Below are 22,359 nucleotides of genomic sequence, written 5' to 3' on the forward strand. Positions count from 1 at the left end.
AAAGACTCCTTATAATCAAAAGGTTGTAAAAGAATTATTAGATTACTCTAATTATACGGGTTCCACTCTTATTCGGCAACGTGTTCAAGTGAAATAAAAAAAGCCCTAGGGGCTTTTTTTTATGAATTGATGAATCGTCGAAGTTTCCGTGAATCAAATCCATCACTTGATAGAAGTCTTGCTTTTTAAATTTCTGAATGAAAATTGGACGTCTCTGACTCAGATCGAAGGAATAAAGCTGATTCGTGTTGACCTGTCCCTTAACCTGGTAGCCGTTCAATAGAAATCGTGATTTCCACTTCCTTAGCTGACTCGTAATCGGAACAACGAGGACCATTTTTGTTATGACATGAAACTTATTTGAGGATACAACAAGCGCTGGTCGCCGCTTTTTTATCTCAATTCCTAATGCAGGGTCGAAATCCAACCAGATGATATCACCCTGTCTCGGCCGATACATGACTATACTCCAAATTCGAGCGCCGCGTAGGCGTATTCCGTATCCGATTCCGCTTCACTTCCCGCAGCAGCTCCCTCGAATTTATTTGGTTGTTTAGGAGACAAGATAATCGTCCCATTGTCTTCTTGGAAAACAGCGTATTGTTGTCCGTCGCTCAATCCCATCGCCTCAGGTAACGTCAAAGAATACACATCACCATGCTCGTGTAGTGTTGTTACTGTCATTTTGAATCCTCCTGCTTTTTTCTTTTATTATAAAGTCAGGCCCGGCCCATCCCCAATAGCCGTGTCCTAAATGACATCAAAATCAGCAAAAACTTTTCCATTCTCGAAAAGTGCAAAATAAAAAAGCCCTCTTCGGACTTTAATCGTTTTCAAGTAGCTTTTTAATCGGTGCAAAGGTCCGACGGTGAATGGGACATGGTCCTAACTTAGCCAAGCCCTCCATGTGCGCCTTTGTTCCGTATCCATCGTTTTGTGCAAAACCATACCCTGGATATTCCACGTCGTAGCCTTTCATCATGGCATCACGGGTCACTTTCGCAAGAATGGACGCCGCACCAATTGAATTCGAACGGGCATCGCCCTTAATCAGTGATTGTTGGGGAAGTTCTAAGTCCACTTGCATCGCATCAACTAACAAATAGTCAGCCGGCACATCCATGGCTAGAACTGATTTCTTCATGGCCTCACGTGCAGCCTGGTAGATGTTAATCTCATCGATACGTGCTGCATCAACGACTCCGATTCCGTAGTCCACAGCTTGCTCCTTGATTTTTGAAACAAGGTCGTCTCGCACACGTTCAGACAATTGCTTCGAATCAATCACGCCGTATACGTCAAAGTCGGCAGGAAGAATACAAGCAGCCGCAACTACCGGACCTGCAAGTGGCCCCCGACCAACTTCATCAATTCCAGCAATGGCCTGAAAACCCTGTTCCCAGAGTTCGGATTCAAAAGAAAAGCGGGTCATAAAATCCGCCTTCAACTTGGCTTCTTTAGCCAATCGTTTGTCATATGAAGCGAGCGCTGCTTTTACACCGGCCCGTTCATCTTTTCGCCAATTTGTTAAGGCTTGTTCATCAACTTTTTCTGCTTTTAAGGCAGCCTTAATCGCTGCGATTGTCTCAGTCATGTTCGTGATCCAGAGTGTAGCGGCCCAGTTTTCCTGAGCGAAGGTCGTTTAACATCCGAACGGCTGCCTTGTCATAGTCATCTTTGAAGCCCAGTTTCGAAGTAATCTCTAAGAGAACTTCAACGTCTGTCATGTTATCAAAGACATCGTCTTGCAAGTGGTAGCGGTCCACGATGGCCTGTGGCTTGTAGCCCCGGAAGAAGGCTAACATCGCCAAAGCAGCGTCATCCTTAGGAAAAATGGTGTCTTTAATGGCACCAGTCAAAGCCAAACGTTGTCCAGTCGTTGGATCCTCGAACTTTGGCCAGAGCACACCTGGTGAATCCAGAATTTCCAATCCAGTAGCTGTCTTCAACCAGGCTACCTTCTTCGTCACACCAGGCTTATTCGCCGTGATGGCAACGTTTTTCTCAACCAAATGATTCAACAGCGTTGACTTTCCTACGTTAGGAATTCCGGCCAGCATGACACGAATGGGACGATTCTTGATTCCCTTTTCTTCCTGAGCAGCGATTTGATCAGCAAGCACTTCCTTCGCTTTCTTGGTCATCACCTGGGCCGTCTTTGGCCCACGTGTATCCAGAACAGCAACTGGTAAACCAAGCTTTTCAAAGTAGCCCTTCCAAGCTGTCGTTTCCTTCGGATCGGCCAAATCAGCCTTCGTCAAAACAAGCATCCGGGGCTTGTTCACAATTAACTTATCCACTTCAGGATTTCTTGATGAGAGTGGTAAACGGGCGTCAACCAATTCAAAGACAATGTCGACCAAAGAAAGGTTTTCCCGCATTAAGCGGAAAGCCTTGGCCATGTGGCCTGGATACCATTGAATATTCTTTCCCATAGAAATTCCTTTCTAACTAACGAGAAGCCTGGTACTCAGACCAAGCTTCATCAAAAATCGTCATCGACATCAAGTAAGATGCGGATGTTTCGAGGTATTCAGATAATTCGTCAAAATCCATGGACTGTTTTGGAAACGAGGGGTCCAAGAATGCGTTATTGGCAAATTGTTGAATTTCTGTTGCGGCAACGGCGTTGCGGTTGGTCATTAACCAGCCGTAAAAGCTCCGTGATTTACTGGGCATTCTTCATTACTCCGGTAAAGTTAAATTTATTATCCTTCAAGTTCAACTCATCAGCGCGAACTGACCAAGAGTTCTTCTTGGTTAACTGGGTCAAATCTAAGGCAATTTGTTTCTGATCAGGCTGGATTTGCACACCCTTTGGACCAGAATACATTTGCTTAACGTAACCCATGGCTACATCAACTGGTAAGTCGAGCTTACCAAGTTCAACCTTTTGAACGTCCATAATGACATTTCCGCCTTCGGCGACCTTAGGTTGCATGGTCAACTTCGTATCCAACTTTTGACCATAAATCTTGACCGTACCTGATGCCGTCACGTTGTCATCGTTTACTTTGAAGTCGAATTGTCCGTTAGACTGTTCGGTTAAGTAAGTCTTAGCTAGAGCGTTCAACTGATCACGGTTTAGTGACAAGTCGACCGTCGTTTCGCTTTGCTTAGGCTGGGACACGAAGTTCGTGCGCGTTGGCACCATGACCAAGTAAGCCGTGTAGGCACCACCAGCGAGAATGGCAATAATTAATAACCAAAATAGGAAAAACCAAATTGAACGACGTTTCTTCATGATAGCCTCTTTTTAATCTTCTGCTTCAAACAAAATAGCGAGCGCACCAAGTCCCGTGTGTGTTGAAATCAATGGTGATGCGACCATAACGGCAATGTTAATGTCTGGCCAGATAGCACGCAATTCTTCAGCCAATGTTTCGGCTTCTTCTGGAACACCAGCGTGCGTAACACCGATTGAAAGCATCTTTGACTTGCTCTTCATTTCTTCGATAACACTCTTGTTAAAGGCCTTGATGGTCTTCAAACCACGTCCCTTTACAACAACATCGACCAAGCCTTCTTCATCGACCTTGGCACCGACCTTGATGTTCAAGACATTTCCAATGAGTCCTTGCGTCTTTGACAAGCGGCCACCGGCAACCATGTTGTCGAGTGAACGGAATGACAAGTACACGTGTGATTCCTTACGGGCTCGTTCAGCGGCTGCCAAAACTTCATCGATATTCTTACCTTCAGAAGCAGCCTTCGCAGCAGCCAAAACAACAAATGCTTGGGCTTGATCGGCTTGACGGGTATCAAATGCTGTCACGTTTCCCTTAACCAAGGCCCCCGCTTGTTGAGCGGCGTTAACCGTTCCAGACAAACCTGATGAAATGTGCAAAGACAAAATGTCTGCTTCTGGGTCTTCCTTCAAGCATTCTTCGTATGTTTCTTGAAATACACCAAGTGATGGTTGGGAAGTCTGTGGCAAGTTTTGGCTCTTCTCCATCTTTTCCAAGAATTCCTCAGGCGTAATCGTTACACCGTCCTGATAGATGGTGTCATCGATTTGAACTGTTAAAGGGACAACCTTGATGTCGTACTTTTCCAACTCTTCTTTTGTGAACTTTGCACCAGAATCGGTAACAATTTTAACCTTCGTCATGACTGCCTCCTAATGGCTTTCGTTTATACAATAAGAATTTAATGGCTTGCCCTTCGTCCTCGTCTTTTTCTTCTGAAACGAGTTCGAAAAGGTTGGTGTTTACTGGTTCGACGAAAGTGTCGCCGTCGAAGTCTCCTTCCACCTTCGTTACCGAAAGTTCGGTGGCAACTGGCATCAGCGCCTTATACAAAGTAGCACCACCAGCGACCGTCACCAGTCGTTCGGACGTTAATTCCGCGTCGATAAGGTTTTGCAACTCGGTTAAGGAGTGAACCACCGTAACGTCGTCATAGCCCGGATTGAAGTCGAGCTGAGATGTTAACACCACCGTTTTTCTTTTAGGAAGTGGACGACCGATGGATTCCCATGTGGCGCGTCCCATTACCATTGTAGAATTAACGGTTTCTTTTTTAAAGTGGGCTAAGTCCTTTGGCAAGCGCCAAGGGAGGCTGCCATCTTTCCCGATGGCATGCTTATCATCTTCTGCCCAAACCATACGTACTGTCTTCATTCGACCTCCTTTGTAAAGGCACGAATTGCTTCTGCATTGTTGTCTAATTCGTTAAAGACAACCGCGTGTTCAATCTGCTTTAAGAGATTTCCTAAGGCAGGTCCTGGCGTGGCCAACCCTTCCTTGATTAACTGTCCCCCGTTTAACGCGAGGTCACGTGGCGAACGAATGGCCAAATTGCGCAGCGTGTTTGCAACGTGTGTTTGAACAGCTTCGTCCACTTCTAAGATGTCTAAGGCTTGAAGCAGTGAATCGCTCAAATCGTTAACCTGGTACAAATCCCAAACTGTTGCTTTATCGGGCGCCTGAACGATAGGAGCTAAGCGCTTAACCGTCCCCATGATTTCACGGGAGAGTTTGTATCCCTGGAGTTCTTTTGAAAGCTCTTCAGAAGACAAACTCGCGGTCCCAAGGTACAAAAGCCAAGCAACTGGCAAGGTGGTTGGCTGTTTCTTGTCGAGGAGATTAGCTAGATGTGAAACATGCTCAGCGGTAATCATCCCCTTCTCGCCAGGCATGTGACCAAGTAGGTCAACGTCTACCATGTCGCGTAGGGCATCCCCAGCCGCTTGACCCATCAGGAGTTTCTCGAATTCCACTTGAATGCGTTCGACTGCAATTTTCTCAAGGTTGGGTGCGAGTTCCTTCAGGGCTGCCCGAGTCTTATCTTCGATAGTGAAATCAAGTTTCGAAGCAAAACGCAATGCACGCATCATTCGCAAGGCATCTTCTAAGAAACGCTCGCGGGCAACGCCGACGGCCTTAATTTGCTTTTTCTTCAAATCGTTTAGGCCATCGAAGTGATCGATGACGTCCCCGTTTGAAGAAAGCGCGAAAGCGTTGATGGTGAAGTCGCGTCGCTTCAAATCCTCGGATAAGGAGCGAACAAAGGTGACCGAATCAGGGCGACGAAAGTCCGTATAGGTGGATTCCGTTCGGAAGGTAGTGATTTCATACCCTTCTCCGTGGTCTAAGACCATGACTGTTCCGTGCTGGATACCCGTGTCGACCGTCTTTTCGAAGATGTCTTTAACTTCTTCGGGATAGGCGGATGAGGCGATATCCACGTCGTGGATGGCCTGTCCCAAGATCATGTCCCGAACGCATCCGCCGACAAAATAAGCCTCGAAACCGGCTTCGTTAATTTTTTCTAGGATGGGCTTTGCAGCCTCTAATTCACTCGGTACTTGATCAAAGTGCATTTGGTCACCTCATGCTGGAAATTACACTACCTTTTATCTTAGCAAGAATTCTAGTTAAATGCACGTTTCAGCCAATGTAAAAACGGCCCTTCCAGGGCCTTAAAACACCATGCCCGCTTTCTTAGACTTCTAGGTCAGCCAAACGCTCCGCAAGATCAAAGTTATCCGGGTTTAATTCGACAACCTTCTGCAAGGTTGCTTTTTCTTCCTTGACCGCTCCGATTTCATGATAGAAGTCTGCAAGATCAGTTAAGAAAGAAACATCATCTGCATAGTCCACTTTGGCATTCTCGAAGAATTCCTTTGCTTTCACGTCATCTTCCTTTGCGTGGTAGGCACGACCAAGGTCCCAATTAAACTTTGGATCAACGAGGTCCTTTTCTTTTGCTTGATTAATCAAAGCAATGACGGCATCCATGTCATGGAGAGCCAAGTAGAAGTCCGCAAAGGCCAAGATTGTCGTTATGTCCATATCATCCAAAGCCAGGGACTTCTCGTAATATTCCTTTGCCAATTCGTCTTCTTGCAAACGGAAAGCTAAACCGGCAGCCAAACGGAAGAGCAAGGGATTGGTTTGATCGTATGACAAACCAGCCTGATAGGTTTGAAGCGCTTGCTTTTGTTCCTGCTTCTTTTCTTGGGCTTGTCCGAGTAATGGATAAACCGATGTGTAGTGTGGATCTTGGTCAAGAATATCTTCGTAGATTTCAATGGCCTGGTCCACGTTGTCTTGTTCTTGGTATAGGAACGCTAACTGGAACTTCGTGTCAATTGTCATATCGACAGCTTTAATCTGTTCAAGGTAAGCAATGGCATTATCCACGTTACCAACGGCAGCGTATGCCGTTCCAATACGTGCAGCCAAGTCCACCTGTGCGATGTGACGCTGCCCTTGGAGCAAAAGGCCACGGTAAAGTGCAATGGCCTTGTTGTACTCCCCAGTTGAGAAGTAGAACTCTCCGAGTGCAAAGGCAACAATTGGTTCGTTCGGAGCAATCTCGCGCGCCTTATTCAATGAGAGCTCAGCTGATTCCTTCAAACCTTCCTGTTGGTACAAGTCGGCTTTCACCATTAAGGCCTGAAGATATGCCTCAGATTCAGGACGAATTTGTGCAAGGTAGTCCTGGGCTTCTTCCATATTGTCTTCTTCAATGGCCATCTCAGCTAAGGCAGACTTCAACTGGTCCTCGTCTGGATACTTTTCTAAGAGGTGCTTGTATGCGGTTTTGGATTCGTCCACAAAACCCATGGCGTAAAGATCTTCTGCCAATGAGAACACCATGTCGTCATCGTCTTCCTTTAACGATGAAACAAAGGCGGTCTTGGCTTTTTCAACTTGGCCGAGTCGTAAAGCGGCCAACATTTCTTCTGCGTAATTCGTCATGAAAACACCTTTCCATACTATGTTTAATCAATACTCTATTATACTAAGAGCCGTTAAAAAGCACAAAATAAAGACGTTTATATTTTCAATTTCGCAATAGACCAATTCGTGCTAGAATAAAAACATTGGCGTTTTTCAATAAACCAAAATCATTTCATTCTAGAAAGGACAAAAGATGTACTCACTTACAAAAAAACGTTGGCAAGCGATTCATGATAAAGACGCTTCTTTCGACGGTAAGTTCATCTACGGGATTGGAGCTGATCACCGGGTCTGCTGCCCTTCCTGTCCAAAAGAACAAGACTGTGTTCCAGAAGAAGTTGAAATCTTTAAGACAAATGATGAAGCCCTATTCGAAGGCTTCATTCCTTGTCCGGAATGTCACCCCTTTGGTGAATTAACTGAAAAGGCCGAGCTCGTATACAAAGTGAAAGTATATTTGGCTCACAACTACCAAAAGCGCTTAACTTTAGAGTCAATGGCCGAGGAATTTAATGTCTCAACTGGTGTCTTGCACCGGGCCTTCATGACAAAAACCGATGAAAGTCCACAGGCATACTTAGTTCGCCTTCGCATGTTCCATGCAAAAAGACGTCTTAAGGAAACAAACGAAGGTGTTGCCATCATCGGCTTAAAGGTTGGAATTCCAAACCTCTCCTACTTCAACACGGTCTTCAAACAACAGGTCGGCATGACTGCCGTACAATACCGTAAGCAAGGCTAAGCAGCCATTTGCAATCCCATTCACATTGTCCTAAAGTGGACTTGTGAATGGGATTTTTGCATTTAAAGGAGGTTTTTATGTATACAGATTTGACTGGAAAAGTCGCCGTCATCACCGGTGGCTCAAAGGGAATCGGACAAAGCATCGCCCTCCGCTTTGCCCAAGAACAAATGAAGGTGGTCATCAATTACCACTCAGATAAAGCCGGCGCTGATAAAGCCGTTGACGCTATCAAGGAAAATGGTGGTGACGCGGTTGCTATCCAAGCTGACGTGTCAAAAGAAGAAGGTGTCAACGCCCTATTAAAAGCTGCCGAGGATAATTTCGGAGGTATGGATATTTGGGTGAATAACGCGGGGATGGAGATTAAATCACCTACCCACGAAGTATCACTCGAAGACTGGAAAAAGGTTTTGGACATCAACTTAACTGGTGTCTTCCTTGGAGCAAAAGCAGCGTTAAATTACTGGTTGCCTAAGAAGCAAGAAGGAAGCATCATCAACATGTCCTCCGTCCACCAGCAAATCCCATGGCCAACTTTCGCCTCTTATGCGACGGCTAAGGGTGGCGTTAAGCTTTTCACTGAAACGCTCGCAATGGAATACGCCCCACAAAACATTCGAGTAAACAACATCGCGCCTGGTGCGATTAATACGCCAATCAACGCAGAAAAATTCGCCGATCCTAAACAGTACCAAGAAACTCAGGACATGATTCCAATGGCTAAGATTGGTGATCCAGAAGACGTGGCAAACGCAGCCGTTTGGCTCGCCTCTAATCAATCGAAGTACGTTACCGGAGAAACCCTCTACGTTGACGGTGGTATGAAACTCTACCCCGCTTTTAAAGACGGTAAGGGATAATTAATAAAATAAAGCAAAAGAAAAGACGAACAGCGATTAACTGTTCGTCTTTTTTAGTTCCATGTTTGAACCCGCCAGTTTGGAAAGGCATTGCCATCCTCTGCATGACGTTTTAAGGAGTATGAATGCACAATGGCATGTCTGGTAAAGTCAGCAGCGGCCCGACTTGCTTCCTTAAGATCCATGTTGTCTGCTAAAAAGCAAGCCATCGAAGCTGCTAAGACACAACCAGATCCATGGTTAAAGGCATCGTCTAAGGCGTCGTAGTGCAAAACTACACCGTGGTTACTTTCATCAATCAAAACATCGGTGTACTGCCCCTCTTGAATGCCCTTACCAGCTTTCAAATAAACGGAGCAACGAAGTAAGTGACTCAAATCAGAAGCCATGACCAACACGCCGTTACGGCTTTTTGGTGCTTCGCGCTTTTCATCGTTAAGAAGGAGCATCCCTTCTTTCAAATTTGGCGTCACGACGGTAGCCAACGGTAGTAACTTCTCACGGTATGCCTTCAAGACATCATGGTTCAACTCCGTTTTACCCTCTTTAAAAGACAGAACCGGATCGATAACAACCGGTCCAATAAAGTCTTTCAAGAAATTGGCAACGACTTCTATTTGTTCAGGAGATTGAAGAAGGCCAACCTTAATGGCTGAGAAGCGCTCCACTTGCTCAACACTGTCTAATTGAGCCTGGAAGATGTCGATTGGAACAGGATCAATGCGAACCTTGTTATCCTTAATTAAAACGATGGATGAGATGACGGCAAAGCCAGCCATGCCCATTGTTGTAAATGTTGCTAAATCTGTCTGGAGTCCACCGCCTGAAAGCGAATCGGAACCAGCGATGGTCAAAATTTTTTTAACCATTGTTGTCCTCCTTTACGAAAAAGAACCGGCGATCGAGCCAGTCCTTATTACGATAACGATCAAATGATTTAAGCACACTTACATCTTGCTTGTTTTCTTTGTCGTTTTCTTAGTAGACTTCTTATTTGAAGTCTTTTTTTCATCTTTTTCTTCTTCGTCTGGTGTTTTTGGCTTGTCCCATGAAACGAAGTCACAGTCTGGGTAACGTGAACAACCGTAGAACTTCCTTCCACGCTTTGTCTTACGTTCAACCACCTGACCCTTATGACACTTTGGACACTCGATTCCAATTTCTTGGACGATGGCCTTTGTGTTTCGACAATCAGGGAAACGAGAACATGCGTAGAACTTTCCATAACGGCCCATCTTAATGACCATTGGCGCACCACAGACTTCACAGTCCATGTCAGCGAGTTCATCGTGCATGGTAATCTTTTCCAGTGTCTTTTCAGCGGATTCTACTTCCTTTGCAAAAGGCTTATAGAATTCGTCAACAACCGGCACCCACTTCTTTTCTCCGACTTCGATGTCATCAAGTGAGTGTTCAACCTGGGCCGTAAACTTTGTGTCTGTAATGTCTGGGAATTTATCATCCACAATATTTTGGACAACTTCACCCAATTCGGTTGGCACAAACTTACGCGCATCCACACGGACGTAATTACGGCGTTGGATGGTATCCAAGGTTGGTGCATAAGTTGATGGACGACCAACACCGTTTTCTTCCAAAGCCTTAATCAAAGCGGCTTCCGAATAACGTGCCGGTGGCATCGTAAAGTGCTGTTCTGGATTCGTCTTTGACAAATCAACGTTGTCACCCTCTACTAATTCAGGCAACAAGTTGTCCTTTTCCTTGGCGGCTGGATAAGCCTTTGTGAAACCAGGGAACTTTGTCTTTGAACCGTTAGCACGGAAAAGCACACCATTTTGTTCAACCGTTACGGCCATTGTGTCCAGAATTTCTGGTGTCATCAATGAGGCAACGAATCGTGACCAGATCAATGAGTAGAGCTTGAATTGGTCAGGCGTTAACTTATCCTTGATCGAGTCAGGCGTCTTCGTAACATCCGTAGGACGAATGGCTTCGTGGGCGTCTTGTGCTCCTTCTTGTGGTGTACCAGCCACTGGCTTGTGACTTGAGTACTGTTCACCCCATGTATCGTGGATGTAGTGAGCAGCCGCGTTTTTTGCAACGGATGACAAGCGAGTCGAGTCGGTACGCATGTAAGTGATTAATCCGACCTGACCCAATCCCTTACCAAGGTTAATTCCTTCGTAAAGCTGTTGAGCGGTCATCATTGTCTTACGGGTACGGAACTTCAACTGCGTGTTAGCCGTTTGCTGCATCGTAGATGTAGTAAACGGTGGTTGTGGCTGGCGCTTACGTTCCTTCGCCTTCACAGATGACACCGTAAATGGCTTAGTCGTGTCCAAGTCAGACATCACACTTTGAACAGCAGCATTGTCCGGCAAATTTTGTTTTTTGCCATCAAAGCCGTAGAAGTTTGCCTTAAACTTTGAGCGTCCCTTCTTGAATTCTGAATCAAGTGTCCAATATTCTTCGGGCTGGAAAGCTTGAATTTCCTTTTCACGAGCAATAATCAAACCCAAAGCGACGGACTGGACACGTCCAGCTGACAAACCGCGTTTTACCGTCTTCCACAAGACGGGGGAAATGGAGTAACCAACCAAGCGATCAATGATTCGGCGTGCCTGTTGGGCATCGACCAAATCTTGGTTAATCGTACGTGGTTCTTTAAAGGCGTTTTTAACGGTGTCCTTCGTAATTTCGTTAAAGACAACACGGTTCGCCTTTTCTGGGTCCAATCCCAAAATGTATTGTAAGTGCCAGGCAATGGCTTCCCCTTCGCGGTCCGGGTCGGATGCGAGGTAAACTTGCTTAGCAGCTTTAGCAGCCTTCTTTAGGTCCTTAATAACAGGGCCCTTACCGCGAATGTTAATGTATTTTGGTTGGTAATTTTGTTCGACATCGACACCCAAAGTAGACTTGGGTAAGTCCCGAACGTGCCCAATAGAAGCCACAACCTGGTAAGTTGAACCTAGGTACTTTTCAATGGTCTTTGCCTTTGAAGGTGACTCCACGATCACTAATTTTTTATTTTTAGCAGACTTAGTCGTCTTTTTACGAGTAGTCGTTTTGCGGGTCTTCTTTTCTACCACGACGGTTCCTCACAGTTCTCGATTTCAAAATCTCATAGCATTCAGAATATCAAATGATACATAAAAGTACCAGCAATTCTTAAAAAATAGCCGAGAAAAGCATTTTTCTTCTATAGAATAAGCGTATTTTCTAATTTATGAGTTTTACTGCTCTCATAATAGCACTGGGTGAACAGGCTGGCAAGGCACCGGCCTCAATCAAAGTATTGCACCCTTCTGATTCTAAAGACAGGATTGAACCAGGTACTGCTAAAACGTCCCGGTTATTTTGCAACGCCAAGTTGGCCGTTATGAGCGATCCGGATTTTTTCCTTGCCTCCACTACCAAAGTCGCTGCCGATAGCCCGGCGATTATCCGGTTTCTTTCTGGAAAGTGGCCACGGTTAGCCAACAATTCACCAGGATACTCGGATAATAACAGTCCCCGCTGGCTCACCTCTTCTTGCATGAAACGGTTCTCATACGGGTAAGCATGCTTTAACCCGGCTGCCACAACGCCAATGGCAACACCGCCAGCAGAAAAGGTTGTTTGGTGTGCCATGACGTCAATCCCTTTCGCCAAGCCAGAAACCACGCCCACGCCTTTTTCAATGACTTCTGGAAGTAAATGGCGCATCGCATCAAGCCCGTACTGGGTGCAGTTTCTCGTACCAACGACAGACAACAATGGTAAATCCAGCGCGCGTAAATCACCGCGATAAAACAAAATGAGTGGTGGCTGAAAACTCTCCCGAAGCAATGGTGGATATGACTGATCAAAGTAAGTGATAAAGGGTTCCTGCTCTTCTCCAATTACAAGGGATTCTTCCACCATCGAAACCGTCTTTTGATAATCATCAAATAATTCGATGAAAGCCAGTTTTGATTCATCCTCCCTCAAAGCATAGGCAAAATCAAAACGCGACCATGGATAAAAACGTGGCACACGCTCCGATTCAATTGCTGCAATAACACGCTGCTCACGAACTCTTCCAATTCCGGGAGTCAAATGCAGCGCTAGTAAAAAATCTCGTTCAAGCATTTTCTTCCTCCTTTATAAGTAATACGGAAGAAAGACAAATTTACATCATTTCTATGGCAACAAAAAAAGAGCAAAGCGACTAGCCCTGCTCTTCGACGATTTCTGAAAGCTCTTCCCAGCGATTCATTTTATTGTCTAATTCTGCTTGTGCCTTTTCCAAATCCTTTTGGATTAAGGCAATTTTTTCATAATCGGAACCATTTTGAACAATTTCTTCGTTGCACTGTTCGACTTGTTCTTCTAATTCAGCGATTTCATCTTCGATAACCGCCCATTCTTGCTTTTCTTTGTAAGTTAACTTACGAGCCTTTTGCTTCTCTACAGCTGCATCTCCCTCGGGTTTGACTTTATCACCTTCAGTTGAAGTTGGCTTTGAAGAAGCACTTTCCTTTGGCAAAACCACTTCGTCCAAGTAGGCCGAGAAGGAACCGTTGTAACGGTCAACAACCCCATCACCTTCAAGGTAGTAACCGAAGTCAGCCACAGAATCCAAGAAGTAACGATCGTGGGAAACCGTGATAACCGTTCCAGCAAAAGTCTGCAAGAAATTTTCCAAAACCGTTAAGGTTCCAATGTCCAAATCGTTCGTTGGCTCATCTAGTAGCAACACGTTTGGAGCCTGCATGAGAATTTTCAAGAGGTACAAACGACGCTTTTCTCCTCCGGAAAGCTTCCGTACAAGCGTTCCATGCATGAAGGATGGGAACAGGAACTGCTCCAAGAGATCCTTTGCAGACAGCGTTTCACCATCTTGGTTCTTAATCGTTGAAGCCACATCCGTGAGGTATTCAATGACGCGCTTGTCTGCCGGAATCTCTTCGGTAACCTGCGTATAGTAACCAATCTTAACGGTCTGCCCCATCTCGTAAGTACCGTCGGTCAACGGCAGCTTACCAGCTAAGACGTTAAGCAAGGATGACTTTCCAACCCCGTTTGGACCCGTGATACCAATACGGTCACGTTGACCAAGGATTAAACTCAAATCCTTAAAGATCAACTTATCGCCAAAGGCCAAAGTGGCATGGTCCAACTCCATGACCTTTTTACCAAGACGTGACTGTCCCAAAGAAAGCTCGATATCTTCGTCTTGCTTCACTTGACCCATTGAAGCTTCCAAGTCAGCGAAAGCTTTTTCGCGAGCTGTTTGCTTGGTTGTACGAGCACGCGCGGACTTATTCATCCAAATTTTTTCTTGCTCGTACTTCTTTTCACGCTTATGTTCAGCGAGGGCTTCATCAGCCTGACGCTCGGCCTTTCCTTCCAAGTAATCCTGGTAGTTACCATCATATTCATAAAGCTTACCAAAGGAGAGTTCGAAAATACGATTAGTAACTCGGTCAAGGAAGTAGCGGTCGTGGGTCACTGTCAAAAGTGCCCCCTTGTACTTAGCTAAATACTGTTCCAACCAGGCGATGGAATCAAAATCCAAGTGGTTGGTAGGCTCGTCTAAAATGAGTAAGTCTGGTTCTTCAATCAAGACTTGGGCCATTCCAACACGCTTTTTCTGTCCACCTGATAAGTGCTTCACTTCAGCCTTTAAGTCCGTCAAATGTAGCTGCGTTAGAATCGTCTTAATTTGCGACTCAATCGTCCAAGCATCATCTGTGTCCATGGCTGCTTGTGCCTTTTCAAAGCGGGTTGCAGCCTTCTCTTCTTCCGGGTGTAAAGAGAAGTAGTCCAAGGCTTCTTGATAAGCACGAATGGTCTTAAAGACCGGTTGATCACCAGCGTAGATGGCATCCAAAACCGTCAGATGTCCGTCAAGAGGTGGCTCTTGTTCTAAGTAACCAATGCGGTAATCATTTTGCGTGGTGATGGTTCCTTTATCTGCTGGATGCTTTCCAGATAAGGCGTTGAGTAAAGTGGTCTTTCCAGAACCGTTAACACCAACCAAACCGACACGATCCCCGGAGGCAATCATGAAAGAAAGGTCGTCAAAAAGAACCTTTTCACCGTAAACTGAAGTTAAATTGTCGACTCGAAATTGTTTCATGCCTCCTATTATACTGAAAATCAGTGTATTTGTCGGCTCTCATCGTAAAATAATTCGTCTCTCATGATAAAATATAAGAGATATAAAACAAAAAGAAAAAATGAGTATTGCCATGATTGATTGGATTCAAAAGAACAAAGTCGGCATAACGGTCTTAGGCCTCATTGCCCTCACGACTTTCCTGCTAGTCTTTTCCCTTTCACAACAGAATCAATTAACGACACGACCGGATGGTGTCCCGCTTCGTAAAGGCCCTAGTCGAACAGCTAAGGAGCTTACGACTCTTAAATCTGGTACGAAGCTGACCGTGTTAGAGCGTAAAAACGGATGGTGGCGTGTCAGAGATAGTAAGAACGATAATGAAGGATGGGTTGCTTCATGGTTGGCTAACAACACTTGGTTGAAGAAGCCAACGGCGCTTTCTGAAGCCACAATTGTTTTGGATCCTGGTCACGGCGGTTCTGACACTGGGGCCATGGCCTACAACAAGAAGAAGTACGAAAAGACGTACACGCTTCAAACGGCTAAACAAACCGAAAAGGTACTGACACAGGCTGGTGCTCGTGTCTTCCTCACTCGTGATAAAGACGTCATTGTTCCGCTCTTGCACATTCCTCGCACAGCTGAAAAGTATCAGGCAGATGCTCAAATTTCGTTCCACTTCGATTCATCTGACTCACACAATTCAGCTTCCGGGATTTCTCAGTTCTACTACAATGACAACTCACTACCGTTGGCACAAGCGCTAAACAAATCGCTAGATAATCTACCACTTGAAAATCGTGGTTACGAATCGATTCCCTACCTCGTGATTAAGGACGTTTCCCGTCCCGCAGTTCTTCTAGAGCTTGGCTTCATAAACTCAGACAAGGACCTCTCCTACATCACATCAGAAAGCTATCAAAAGAAAGCAGCGATGGATATCAAAGTCGGGCTCGACCAATACCTCGAAAATAACTAAAAAAAGGCCAGCTTCGAAAAGCTGGTTTTTTTTATTTATTATTTATAATGGCCTCGAGCTTAAACGATTCGAAGTTCGCCATCGCAAACAACATAAACTAACCGGTGTTCATCAGTGATTCTTCGAGACCACATTCCTGCCATGTGCTCCTTTAGTGGCTCTGGCTTCCCTATTCCAATAAACGGATCCCGAACGATTTCTTTAATCATTCGCCTTATTCTCTTCACTTTTTCCTTATCATGGTCAAGCCACCACTCAAAATCTGACCAAGAGATTGGCGACCAAATATAATTTTCAAAAATCAAGAGTGCCACCTCTCATCATGATGTCGGAAGGATTCCAATGACTCTCGAATTCGTTCCAAGTTTTCATCCGACCGCACATAAATATTCTCAACCATGTTGTCGTATTCTGCTTTACTGACCAAGACAGCCTTCTCTTTACTCCGTTTCGAAGTAATCAATATTGGCTTTGATTTCTCATTTACCTGTTCAATAAAACGGCTCAATTGATTCTGCGCTTTGACATACGATACTGCTTGCATAATTTTCTCCTTTACCCATAAAATTCGAAAATGTTCTAACGTCGCTTTCAGTATTGCCTGGTCAAAATAAAAAGTCAATTTCTGATGTCATTTAGGGCACGCATTTTTAAGCATAAAAAAAACGACACCCTTTCGGGTGCCGGGTAGGTAGATAGATACTACCCAGTTGGTCAAGAACTAGTATAGCATGCTTTTTTATAAAGAAAAAGAATCAAATCAATTCATTTATCTTATAAAAACTCAGGCCCAGCCTAACTCGCGTACCGTACTTTTAATAATTGGCGTCTGGTAGTTTTCACCTAGTGCCAACGTCACCAACGCAGACGGGAATACTAACCAAGCTTCAACTTGGTCCTTTGTTAATTCACCGGTCATGGTCACCATCACCGGTATATCATTTTGTAATTCAGACAAGTATGCTTCCACATCCGAGACTTCTGCAGCACCCAACACATCCGTTGAAACTTGCATGTTTACAATGTCTGATCCTGCTTCATCGAAAGCCTTGTAAGTAGACTGAATCGTATCTTCGTCTAAATCAGGCATCGTCATCGTTTCAATAACCATCACGCCGGCTTCCTTAGCCGCTTCACGAATTTTTTCTTGCAGGTTTTCATCAAGTGTCTCTGGCAAGTAAACAGCTGAGAAAGCACCGTTTGAAACCTTTAAAGCAGTCACGAGGAAGAAGGCTTGGTCAGCGGGAGTCATTTCCCCCAGTCCCCCTTCTTCTTTGTTTGAATAAGACAAGAAAAGGTAACGACCGTTTACTGTTTGTGCGGCGTTTTGAACAAGTTCTTGAACAATCTGCTTTTGAATTTCGGGCCAGTTACCGATAAATTCCTCATAGGCCTTATCGAGTTCAGCCTTCATGGAAGCCTTTTTCATCGCAGACATGTCACCTTCATCAACAGCGTTTGCGCCACCCTGCTTTACTTGGTCCCAAATGACCTCCTTTGAGAAGTCATCGGCGATTGCATCGGCCTGCCAGATGACAGCATCTGGGTTTTGTTCGTCCAAAGCATGTTTAAATGGCGTAAATTTATCATTTGGTCCAAGTGCCATTGGAACGGCCAAGGCTGCCTGATTAATGTTTTGTTTTTCTTGAATGAGTGTTTTAAAATCCATAAATAATCACACAAAAGCCAGCTGCTAAGCAACTGGCTTTCCTTTATTTGTTTTAGAAAAAGTTCATTGAGTAAGAACCGGTAAACGTATCACCAGCAGCTAAGACATTGTTTCCAAATTTCTCTTTGAAGTTTCCGGTTGCATCCACTGTATCCGCAATTCCCCACCATGGTTCAATAGCGATGAATGGCGCATCCTTACCAGCTGGTGTCCATACACCTAGGAACTGGGCGTTGTCCACCGTCATTTCCATTCCGTGTTGGTTGGCCAAACGTGCCAAAAGGAACGTTGCCTTTTGACGATCCAATTTCAAGATAATGGCATCGTCATGGTAGTCTTCTTGGCGCAAACGTAATGGAATGTCAGCGTTAAATGGTGAAGGTACGTTAGGATTTGAATATGGACCAACTAATCGAATTCGATCGTAAACCTTTTCAGGCTTTACAGACAGATAGTAATCCGAGAATTTTCCACCGTCTAGCGGAAGGTTAAACGCTGGGTGTCCACCGACTGAGAAGAAAAGCGAGTTCGTCTTATCAGGGTTATGGACCTCATATTTCATAAAGAGTTCCGTTCCCTTCAAATCAAAGACAACGTCGAATTGGAACTTAAAAGGGTAAACACGCCATGTTGATTCTGAATCAACTAGACGGAAGCGTGCATGGTCCACATCATTTTCGATAATGTCAAAATCCATGTTTCGAGCAAAACCGTGCTGGTTCATATAGTATGTCTCACCAGCCAAGTTAAACTGATCGCCCTGCAATCGTCCAACAATTGGGAAGAGATTTGGCGCGTGACGTCCCCAGTATTTCGGATCACCATACCAGATGTATTCCAGCTCAGCCTCTTTATTCCAGGCAGAAACGAGCTCGGCACCGTGCTCGTCAATTTTTACAATCAATTGGTCATTTTCTAACGTAATCATATCTCTATCTTACTACCATTTTAAATTTCTGACAACGGTAAAAACGCCTTTAAACGGGAATTGAAAGCGGTAACACACTTCCTAACGCTTAGCCCGTGGGAAGAAGCTATCATATGACGATTGCAGCATTTTTTTAGAAACGTGCGTATAAATTTGTGTCGTTGATAAATTCGAGTGCCCCAGTAGCTCTTGAACCGTTCGCATGTCCGCCCCATTGTTTAACAAAGTTGTCGCAAAGGTATGTCGAAGCATGTGGGGATGAATCTTAGCAGTTAAAGAAGTTTTATTCATTAACTGGTTTAGGATGTATGAAATCCCGGCGGTGGTTAAAGCCCCGCCCTTTGAATTTAAGAAAACTTCATCAGGCTTTTCACTTTCCTTGTTTTTGGCAAGGAGTTCAGGACGTTCGTTTTCTAGATAGTCAACCAAAGCCTTCTTGGCATAAGAGCCAAAAGGTACGTAGCGGTCCTTATTTCCTTTTCCATGAATCAAGACAAGTTGATTGTTTAAATCAAGTTGCGAAACGGCAAGCCCGGCAATTTCAGAAACACGCGTACCGGTCGCAAACAAAAACTCCAGTAAGGCAGCATCACGTCGATAAAGAGGATGATCTTGTTTGTCATAAGCGACTTTAAAAAGTTCCTGAAGCTCGTTTTCGTATAGGAATTCAGGCAAGTGGGCCTCGTGCTTTCGAAGCGCGACTCCTTCAAAAGGATTGTCTAGCGCCTGCCCTTCTTTAACTAAGTACGCATAGAAGTTTTTTAAAGAAGAGACCTTTCGAGCGATGGTTGTCCGAGCTAAGGTGGCATCATACAAGGAACCTAAATAGACGCGAACGTCTAATGGTTTAACGGCTTGAAAAGTCGAAAAACCACCATTCTCATTGAGGTAACTTACAAATGCCTCAATGTCTTTAATATAGGCTTCGATGGTCAAACGGGAGTACCCACGTTCAGCCAGTAAATATGATCGATATTGTGCCACTTCTTTTATCATACTTTTATTATACGATAAGAATTCCATTGTTTAAGGCAAATCTTAAGAAGAAGTAAAGACCCTTACGATTCAGCAAAAGCCCTACTATTACAGCAAAACGGGCAGTATAGTATAGATAGTTATTAAACAAGTGCTAGGAGGCAACAACATGAACTTACCAATGAATTCAACAGCAGATTACATGCGTCACAACTTGGAGTTAAAGCAGGTTAAGATTCAAGCCTTCTTCCTCCGTTTCCGCGACAACATCCTAAACAACCGCGACAAGCGCGTTGCAATGGAAGAAGGTCGTCAATTCGAACAGCAACACCACCAAGCAGATGACTTGCTTACAAAGCGTGTCATTGCAGAAAACGACCGCTACGCATACGGTTTCCGTTCAGAAAAGCGTCACTAAAATTTAATCGATAAGAAAAGCCCTTTGCTTTATGCGAAGGGCTTTTTTATGTCTTATTTAACTTTCGATTGCCGTCCCTTGTTTTGACCAGAAAAAAGCTCATCATGTGATCCAATCTTTGATGGAATCAAAAGCTTGGGTTGTTCCCTAATGCGATAGAGCAGTAAAACATCATCGACACCACATGGGCGTTGGCCCTTCATAGGAGTTCGAATATGACATTCGTAGTAGCTTGATAGCTTTCGTTTTAAACGGTGATTGTTGAACTCAACAGGAAGACCCTGCCCCTCACAGAGAATCTCAATCACCTCTAAAACTTCACCCTTAATCTCACGGTCCAAACGCGTTAAACGTTTGAGCTGGGACTGAAACTTTTTAGTCGGTTTGCACTTATACATCGATGTCAGCCCAGAAGGCTTCCTTATCAAAAACGGCGTCATCGTGAGGGAGATAACCCCGTTCCTCTAACTGATCACAGGCAATCGCATAGTCGATGGATTCTTCCGGACTATCAATTGCAATCTGCATTAATTCAAGTGAATCACGGTAAATAAGCGGGTAATCAGCGTCAGAAACAGGGATGATCAGCTCCCCATTCTGTTTAGATTTTTCAGATTCAAGATAGGCCCTCAAATCGTCCTTCAATTTATCGTGAGTAATCGGAATGGGGCGGCCATCCCCCTCTTTTCGTTCATTTAGCTTTTTTAGGTAACGGGCTAAGTCCAACCCGTTCCTCCTCGATGGCAAGATGTCCCGCTCCTCCAAAACTTCTGCCGCAATTGACGAATCAAGCGAGCCATCTTTTCCATCAATCACGATTTTAATGAGCTCCATGGAGTCGCGGTGAATGTAGGGGTACTCGTTATGGGAACACGGGATGTTTAGGTGTCCGCCCTGCTGGGCTTTTAAGTCATCTAAATAGGCTTGTAAGTCCTCTTTTAACGTGTTGTGGGTCAGTGCAATTGGCATGGGTAAAAATACCTCCTGTCTTATTCTGCATGTGCGAAAAAGCCTGCTGTACCAAGGCCTTTTGTTTTCGACCAAAGCATACAAAATAAACCCGTCTGCATATAGCAAAATCGCCCAAAATGTCTAATATCAACACTTTGAGCGATTTTATATTTAATATCTAATTTTGTATTGAACCCAGTGTCAGAAAATTACTGAACAAAGAGGGTCCCACTTGTCTAAAAACTTATTTCTTATTAGTTCTTAAAGGAGTGGATTGGCGCTGGAACGTGTCCCCCACGGTTGATGAAGTCCGCGGATGACTTTTCAACGACAGGCATAACAGGAGCAGTTCCGAGCAAGCCACCGTAGTCGATCATGTCGCCGACCTTAGCCCCGTTTGTAGGTAAGATACGAACGGCCGTCGTCTTGTTGTTTTGGATACCGATGGCCGCTTCGTCGGCGATCATCGCAGCGATGGTCGTGGCTGGCGTTTCACCAGGGATGGCAATCATGTCCAAACCAACGGAACAAACAGACGTCATGGCTTCCAACTTGGCTAATGAAAGCGTACCGGCCTTCACGGCGTCAATCATGCCGGCGTCTTCTGAGACGGGGATGAAGGCACCGGACAAGCCACCAACACCTTGGGCGGCCATGACACCACCCTTTTTAACGGCGTCGTTTAGCATCATTAAGGCAGCGGTTGTTCCGTGTGTACCGACCTGTTCCAAACCGATGGCTTCAAGCACTTCGGCAACGGAGTCACCACGGGCAGGCGTTGGTGCCAAAGACAAATCGACGATACCGAATGGTACGTTTAAGCGTTCAGCGGCGAGTGAACCAACGAGTTGACCAACACGGGTAATCTTGAATGCGGTCTTCTTGATGGTTTCAGCAACCGTCGTGATGGATTCACCCTTCACCTTATCCAGGGCGCGCTTTACAACACCAGGTCCGGACACACCAACGTTGATGACAACGTCAGGTTCCGTGACGCCGTGGAAGGCACCGGCCATGAATGGGTTGTCCTCGACGGCGTTTGCGAAGATGACCATTTTGGCGTTGGCAGTGTCTGACAAATCCGTGATCTGCTTGACCGTTTCACCCATGAGCTTAACGGCGTCCAGGTTCATGCCGGCCTTTGATGATCCGATGTTAACGGATGACATCACGAGGTCCGTTTCGGTCAAGGCGCGTGGCAGGGACTTAATCAAGGCCAAGTCACCGTGTGAGAAGCCCTTTTGGACCAATGCACCGTATCCACCGATGTAGTCGATGCCAACTTCTTTGGCGGCGTCGTCCAAGGCGTGGGCAAGCACCAAGATTTCTTCTTCGTTGGCGGAGCCGGCAATCATGGAAATTGGCGTGACGGAGATACGCTTGTTGGTGATGGGCACACCATATTCGCGTTCGATTTGTTTTGCAACGGCAACCAAATCTTTGGCGTAAGTGGTGATTTTTTTGTATACATTTTTAGCAGTTTCTTCTACCGTGCCACCGATGGTGTCGAGAAGAGAGATTCCCATGGTGACGGTACGGATGTCGAAGTTGTCTTCTTCGACCATCTTGATTGTTTCGAGAATTTGATTTGTTTCCAT

At 45.1% G+C, this 22,359-nt stretch carries 26 protein-coding genes; 4 read left to right on the forward strand and 22 right to left on the reverse strand.

Annotated elements, in window-relative coordinates:
* Nucleotides 1–37 precede the first annotated feature (37 nt).
* The 10 genes from G6R29_RS01055 to G6R29_RS01100 all read right to left on the reverse strand — a co-directional run bounded on the left by G6R29_RS01055 (nt 38) and on the right by G6R29_RS01100 (nt 7,208).
* On the reverse strand, nt 38–460 hold the full coding sequence (locus G6R29_RS01055) for a type II toxin-antitoxin system PemK/MazF family toxin (RefSeq protein WP_213808504.1): 423 nt from the start codon (nt 458–460) through the stop codon (nt 38–40).
* Between the two features lie 2 nt (nt 461–462).
* On the reverse strand, nt 463–684 hold the full coding sequence (locus G6R29_RS01060; protein WP_213808505.1) for a hypothetical protein: 222 nt from the start codon (nt 682–684) through the stop codon (nt 463–465).
* A gap of 139 nt (nt 685–823) precedes the next feature.
* Complete coding sequence (locus G6R29_RS01065; protein WP_213808506.1) at nt 824–1,594, reverse strand: ribonuclease HII; 771 nt, start codon at nt 1,592–1,594, stop codon at nt 824–826.
* Nucleotides 1,587–2,435 carry a ribosome biogenesis GTPase YlqF gene (gene ylqF / locus G6R29_RS01070; RefSeq protein ID WP_213808507.1) on the reverse strand — a complete coding sequence of 283 codons (849 nt, stop codon included), beginning with the start codon at nt 2,433–2,435 and terminating at the stop codon, nt 1,587–1,589. The genes G6R29_RS01065 and ylqF overlap by 8 nt, the downstream gene beginning before the upstream one ends.
* Before the next feature lie 16 nt (nt 2,436–2,451).
* The gene (locus G6R29_RS01075) at nt 2,452–2,679 is read right to left on the reverse strand and encodes a YozE family protein (RefSeq protein ID WP_213808508.1); all 228 of its coding nucleotides are present in this window, start codon (nt 2,677–2,679) and stop codon (nt 2,452–2,454) included.
* Nucleotides 2,669–3,244, reverse strand: coding sequence for a YpmS family protein (locus G6R29_RS01080; RefSeq protein WP_213808509.1), 576 nt, complete (start codon nt 3,242–3,244; stop codon nt 2,669–2,671). Before G6R29_RS01080 ends, G6R29_RS01075 begins: the two co-directional genes overlap by 11 nt.
* Nucleotides 3,245–3,256: 12 nt before the next feature.
* The gene (locus G6R29_RS01085; RefSeq protein ID WP_213808510.1) at nt 3,257–4,111 is read right to left on the reverse strand and encodes a DegV family protein; all 855 of its coding nucleotides are present in this window, start codon (nt 4,109–4,111) and stop codon (nt 3,257–3,259) included.
* The gene (locus G6R29_RS01090; protein ID WP_213808511.1) at nt 4,098–4,622 is read right to left on the reverse strand and encodes a dihydrofolate reductase; all 525 of its coding nucleotides are present in this window, start codon (nt 4,620–4,622) and stop codon (nt 4,098–4,100) included. The genes G6R29_RS01085 and G6R29_RS01090 overlap by 14 nt, the downstream gene beginning before the upstream one ends.
* Nucleotides 4,619–5,824: a CCA tRNA nucleotidyltransferase gene (locus G6R29_RS01095; RefSeq protein WP_213808512.1), complete on the reverse strand. Its 1,206-nt coding sequence runs from the start codon at nt 5,822–5,824 to the stop codon at nt 4,619–4,621. The genes G6R29_RS01090 and G6R29_RS01095 overlap by 4 nt, the downstream gene beginning before the upstream one ends.
* 121 nt (nt 5,825–5,945) lie before the next feature.
* Nucleotides 5,946–7,208 (reverse strand): tetratricopeptide repeat protein, encoded by a 1,263-nt coding sequence (locus G6R29_RS01100; protein ID WP_213808513.1) that lies wholly within the window; start codon nt 7,206–7,208, stop codon nt 5,946–5,948.
* A 175-nt stretch (nt 7,209–7,383) separates the two neighbouring features.
* On the opposite strand from G6R29_RS01100, the gene G6R29_RS01105 reads away from it, so the two are divergent.
* On the forward strand, nt 7,384–7,932 hold the full coding sequence (locus G6R29_RS01105) for a helix-turn-helix domain-containing protein (protein ID WP_213808514.1): 549 nt from the start codon (nt 7,384–7,386) through the stop codon (nt 7,930–7,932).
* Between the two features lie 77 nt (nt 7,933–8,009).
* Nucleotides 8,010–8,795 (forward strand): glucose-1-dehydrogenase, encoded by a 786-nt coding sequence (locus G6R29_RS01110; protein WP_213808515.1) that lies wholly within the window; start codon nt 8,010–8,012, stop codon nt 8,793–8,795.
* 53 nt (nt 8,796–8,848) lie between these two features.
* Here G6R29_RS01110 and G6R29_RS01115 read toward each other — a convergent pair whose 3' ends face one another.
* The 4 genes from G6R29_RS01115 to G6R29_RS01130 form a co-directional block, all read right to left on the reverse strand.
* Complete coding sequence (locus tag G6R29_RS01115; protein WP_213808516.1) at nt 8,849–9,664, reverse strand: hydroxymethylpyrimidine/phosphomethylpyrimidine kinase; 816 nt, start codon at nt 9,662–9,664, stop codon at nt 8,849–8,851.
* A 78-nt stretch (nt 9,665–9,742) separates the two neighbouring features.
* Nucleotides 9,743–11,845, reverse strand: coding sequence for a type I DNA topoisomerase (gene topA, locus G6R29_RS01120; RefSeq protein ID WP_213808517.1), 2,103 nt, complete (start codon nt 11,843–11,845; stop codon nt 9,743–9,745).
* Nucleotides 11,846–11,975: 130 nt separating this feature from the next.
* Entirely contained in the window at nt 11,976–12,866 is an 891-nt protein-coding gene (gene dprA, locus G6R29_RS01125) for a DNA-processing protein DprA (protein ID WP_213808518.1), read from the reverse strand.
* Nucleotides 12,867–12,945: 79 nt separating this feature from the next.
* Complete coding sequence (locus G6R29_RS01130; RefSeq protein WP_213808519.1) at nt 12,946–14,859, reverse strand: ABC-F family ATP-binding cassette domain-containing protein; 1,914 nt, start codon at nt 14,857–14,859, stop codon at nt 12,946–12,948.
* A 112-nt stretch (nt 14,860–14,971) separates the two neighbouring features.
* Here G6R29_RS01130 and G6R29_RS01135 point away from each other — a divergent pair, with 112 nt between their 5' ends.
* Nucleotides 14,972–15,820, forward strand: coding sequence for an N-acetylmuramoyl-L-alanine amidase family protein (locus G6R29_RS01135; RefSeq protein ID WP_213808520.1), 849 nt, complete (start codon nt 14,972–14,974; stop codon nt 15,818–15,820).
* 59 nt (nt 15,821–15,879) lie between these two features.
* On the opposite strand, the gene G6R29_RS01140 is transcribed toward G6R29_RS01135, so the two are convergent.
* The 5 genes from G6R29_RS01140 to xerC form a co-directional block, all read right to left on the reverse strand.
* A complete protein-coding gene (locus G6R29_RS01140) occupies nt 15,880–16,122 on the reverse strand; it encodes a Txe/YoeB family addiction module toxin (RefSeq protein WP_420798069.1) in 243 nt (80 codons plus the stop codon).
* Nucleotides 16,122–16,364: a type II toxin-antitoxin system Phd/YefM family antitoxin gene (locus G6R29_RS01145; protein ID WP_213808521.1), complete on the reverse strand. Its 243-nt coding sequence runs from the start codon at nt 16,362–16,364 to the stop codon at nt 16,122–16,124. The genes G6R29_RS01140 and G6R29_RS01145 overlap by 1 nt, the downstream gene beginning before the upstream one ends.
* A gap of 240 nt (nt 16,365–16,604) precedes the next feature.
* A complete protein-coding gene (locus G6R29_RS01150) occupies nt 16,605–17,489 on the reverse strand; it encodes a type I 3-dehydroquinate dehydratase (RefSeq protein WP_213808522.1) in 885 nt (294 codons plus the stop codon).
* Nucleotides 17,490–17,541: 52 nt separating this feature from the next.
* Nucleotides 17,542–18,417: an aldose 1-epimerase family protein gene (locus G6R29_RS01155; protein ID WP_213808523.1), complete on the reverse strand. Its 876-nt coding sequence runs from the start codon at nt 18,415–18,417 to the stop codon at nt 17,542–17,544.
* An 81-nt stretch (nt 18,418–18,498) separates the two neighbouring features.
* Nucleotides 18,499–19,413 carry a tyrosine recombinase XerC gene (xerC, locus tag G6R29_RS01160; RefSeq protein ID WP_213808524.1) on the reverse strand — a complete coding sequence of 305 codons (915 nt, stop codon included), beginning with the start codon at nt 19,411–19,413 and terminating at the stop codon, nt 18,499–18,501.
* Nucleotides 19,414–19,561: 148 nt separating this feature from the next.
* Here xerC and G6R29_RS01165 point away from each other — a divergent pair, with 148 nt between their 5' ends.
* Nucleotides 19,562–19,810: a hypothetical protein gene (locus G6R29_RS01165; protein ID WP_213808525.1), complete on the forward strand. Its 249-nt coding sequence runs from the start codon at nt 19,562–19,564 to the stop codon at nt 19,808–19,810.
* A 53-nt stretch (nt 19,811–19,863) separates the two neighbouring features.
* On the opposite strand, the gene G6R29_RS01170 is transcribed toward G6R29_RS01165, so the two are convergent.
* The 3 genes from G6R29_RS01170 to G6R29_RS01180 form a co-directional block, all read right to left on the reverse strand.
* Nucleotides 19,864–20,208 (reverse strand): type II toxin-antitoxin system RelE/ParE family toxin, encoded by a 345-nt coding sequence (locus G6R29_RS01170; RefSeq protein ID WP_213808526.1) that lies wholly within the window; start codon nt 20,206–20,208, stop codon nt 19,864–19,866.
* Nucleotides 20,201–20,779, reverse strand: a complete 579-nt coding sequence (locus tag G6R29_RS01175) for a hypothetical protein (RefSeq protein ID WP_213808527.1) — start codon at nt 20,777–20,779, stop codon at nt 20,201–20,203. Before G6R29_RS01175 ends, G6R29_RS01170 begins: the two co-directional genes overlap by 8 nt.
* 236 nt (nt 20,780–21,015) lie before the next feature.
* Nucleotides 21,016–22,359, reverse strand: a complete 1,344-nt coding sequence (locus G6R29_RS01180) for a PFL family protein (RefSeq protein ID WP_213808528.1) — start codon at nt 22,357–22,359, stop codon at nt 21,016–21,018.

The organism is Fructobacillus broussonetiae (assembly GCF_018437275.1).
Lineage (GTDB): Bacteria > Bacillota > Bacilli > Lactobacillales > Lactobacillaceae > Fructobacillus > Fructobacillus broussonetiae.

Coding starts and splice junctions, on each gene's coding strand:
- G6R29_RS01115 (WP_213808516.1), bottom strand. CDS start 9,664: ATGGTTAAAAAAATTTTGACCATCGCTGGTTCCGATTCGCTTTCAGGC.
- xerC (WP_213808524.1), bottom strand. CDS start 19,413: ATGATAAAAGAAGTGGCACAATATCGATCATATTTACTGGCTGAACGT.
- G6R29_RS01055 (WP_213808504.1), bottom strand. CDS start 460: ATGTATCGGCCGAGACAGGGTGATATCATCTGGTTGGATTTCGACCCT.
- ylqF (WP_213808507.1), bottom strand. CDS start 2,435: ATGGGAAAGAATATTCAATGGTATCCAGGCCACATGGCCAAGGCTTTC.
- G6R29_RS01130 (WP_213808519.1), bottom strand. CDS start 14,859: ATGAAACAATTTCGAGTCGACAATTTAACTTCAGTTTACGGTGAAAAG.
- G6R29_RS01150 (WP_213808522.1), bottom strand. CDS start 17,489: ATGGATTTTAAAACACTCATTCAAGAAAAACAAAACATTAATCAGGCA.
- G6R29_RS01110 (WP_213808515.1), top strand. CDS start 8,010: ATGTATACAGATTTGACTGGAAAAGTCGCCGTCATCACCGGTGGCTCA.
- G6R29_RS01155 (WP_213808523.1), bottom strand. CDS start 18,417: ATGATTACGTTAGAAAATGACCAATTGATTGTAAAAATTGACGAGCAC.
- G6R29_RS01180 (WP_213808528.1), bottom strand. CDS start 22,359: ATGGAAACAAATCAAATTCTCGAAACAATCAAGATGGTCGAAGAAGAC.
- G6R29_RS01175 (WP_213808527.1), bottom strand. CDS start 20,779: ATGCCAATTGCACTGACCCACAACACGTTAAAAGAGGACTTACAAGCC.
- G6R29_RS01095 (WP_213808512.1), bottom strand. CDS start 5,824: ATGCACTTTGATCAAGTACCGAGTGAATTAGAGGCTGCAAAGCCCATC.
- G6R29_RS01085 (WP_213808510.1), bottom strand. CDS start 4,111: ATGACGAAGGTTAAAATTGTTACCGATTCTGGTGCAAAGTTCACAAAA.
- G6R29_RS01090 (WP_213808511.1), bottom strand. CDS start 4,622: ATGAAGACAGTACGTATGGTTTGGGCAGAAGATGATAAGCATGCCATC.
- dprA (WP_213808518.1), bottom strand. CDS start 12,866: ATGCTTGAACGAGATTTTTTACTAGCGCTGCATTTGACTCCCGGAATT.
- G6R29_RS01060 (WP_213808505.1), bottom strand. CDS start 684: ATGACAGTAACAACACTACACGAGCATGGTGATGTGTATTCTTTGACG.
- G6R29_RS01135 (WP_213808520.1), top strand. CDS start 14,972: ATGATTGATTGGATTCAAAAGAACAAAGTCGGCATAACGGTCTTAGGC.
- G6R29_RS01075 (WP_213808508.1), bottom strand. CDS start 2,679: ATGCCCAGTAAATCACGGAGCTTTTACGGCTGGTTAATGACCAACCGC.
- G6R29_RS01145 (WP_213808521.1), bottom strand. CDS start 16,364: ATGCAAGCAGTATCGTATGTCAAAGCGCAGAATCAATTGAGCCGTTTT.
- G6R29_RS01165 (WP_213808525.1), top strand. CDS start 19,562: ATGAACTTACCAATGAATTCAACAGCAGATTACATGCGTCACAACTTG.
- G6R29_RS01170 (WP_213808526.1), bottom strand. CDS start 20,208: ATGTATAAGTGCAAACCGACTAAAAAGTTTCAGTCCCAGCTCAAACGT.
- G6R29_RS01105 (WP_213808514.1), top strand. CDS start 7,384: ATGTACTCACTTACAAAAAAACGTTGGCAAGCGATTCATGATAAAGAC.
- G6R29_RS01080 (WP_213808509.1), bottom strand. CDS start 3,244: ATGAAGAAACGTCGTTCAATTTGGTTTTTCCTATTTTGGTTATTAATT.
- G6R29_RS01100 (WP_213808513.1), bottom strand. CDS start 7,208: ATGACGAATTACGCAGAAGAAATGTTGGCCGCTTTACGACTCGGCCAA.
- G6R29_RS01065 (WP_213808506.1), bottom strand. CDS start 1,594: ATGACTGAGACAATCGCAGCGATTAAGGCTGCCTTAAAAGCAGAAAAA.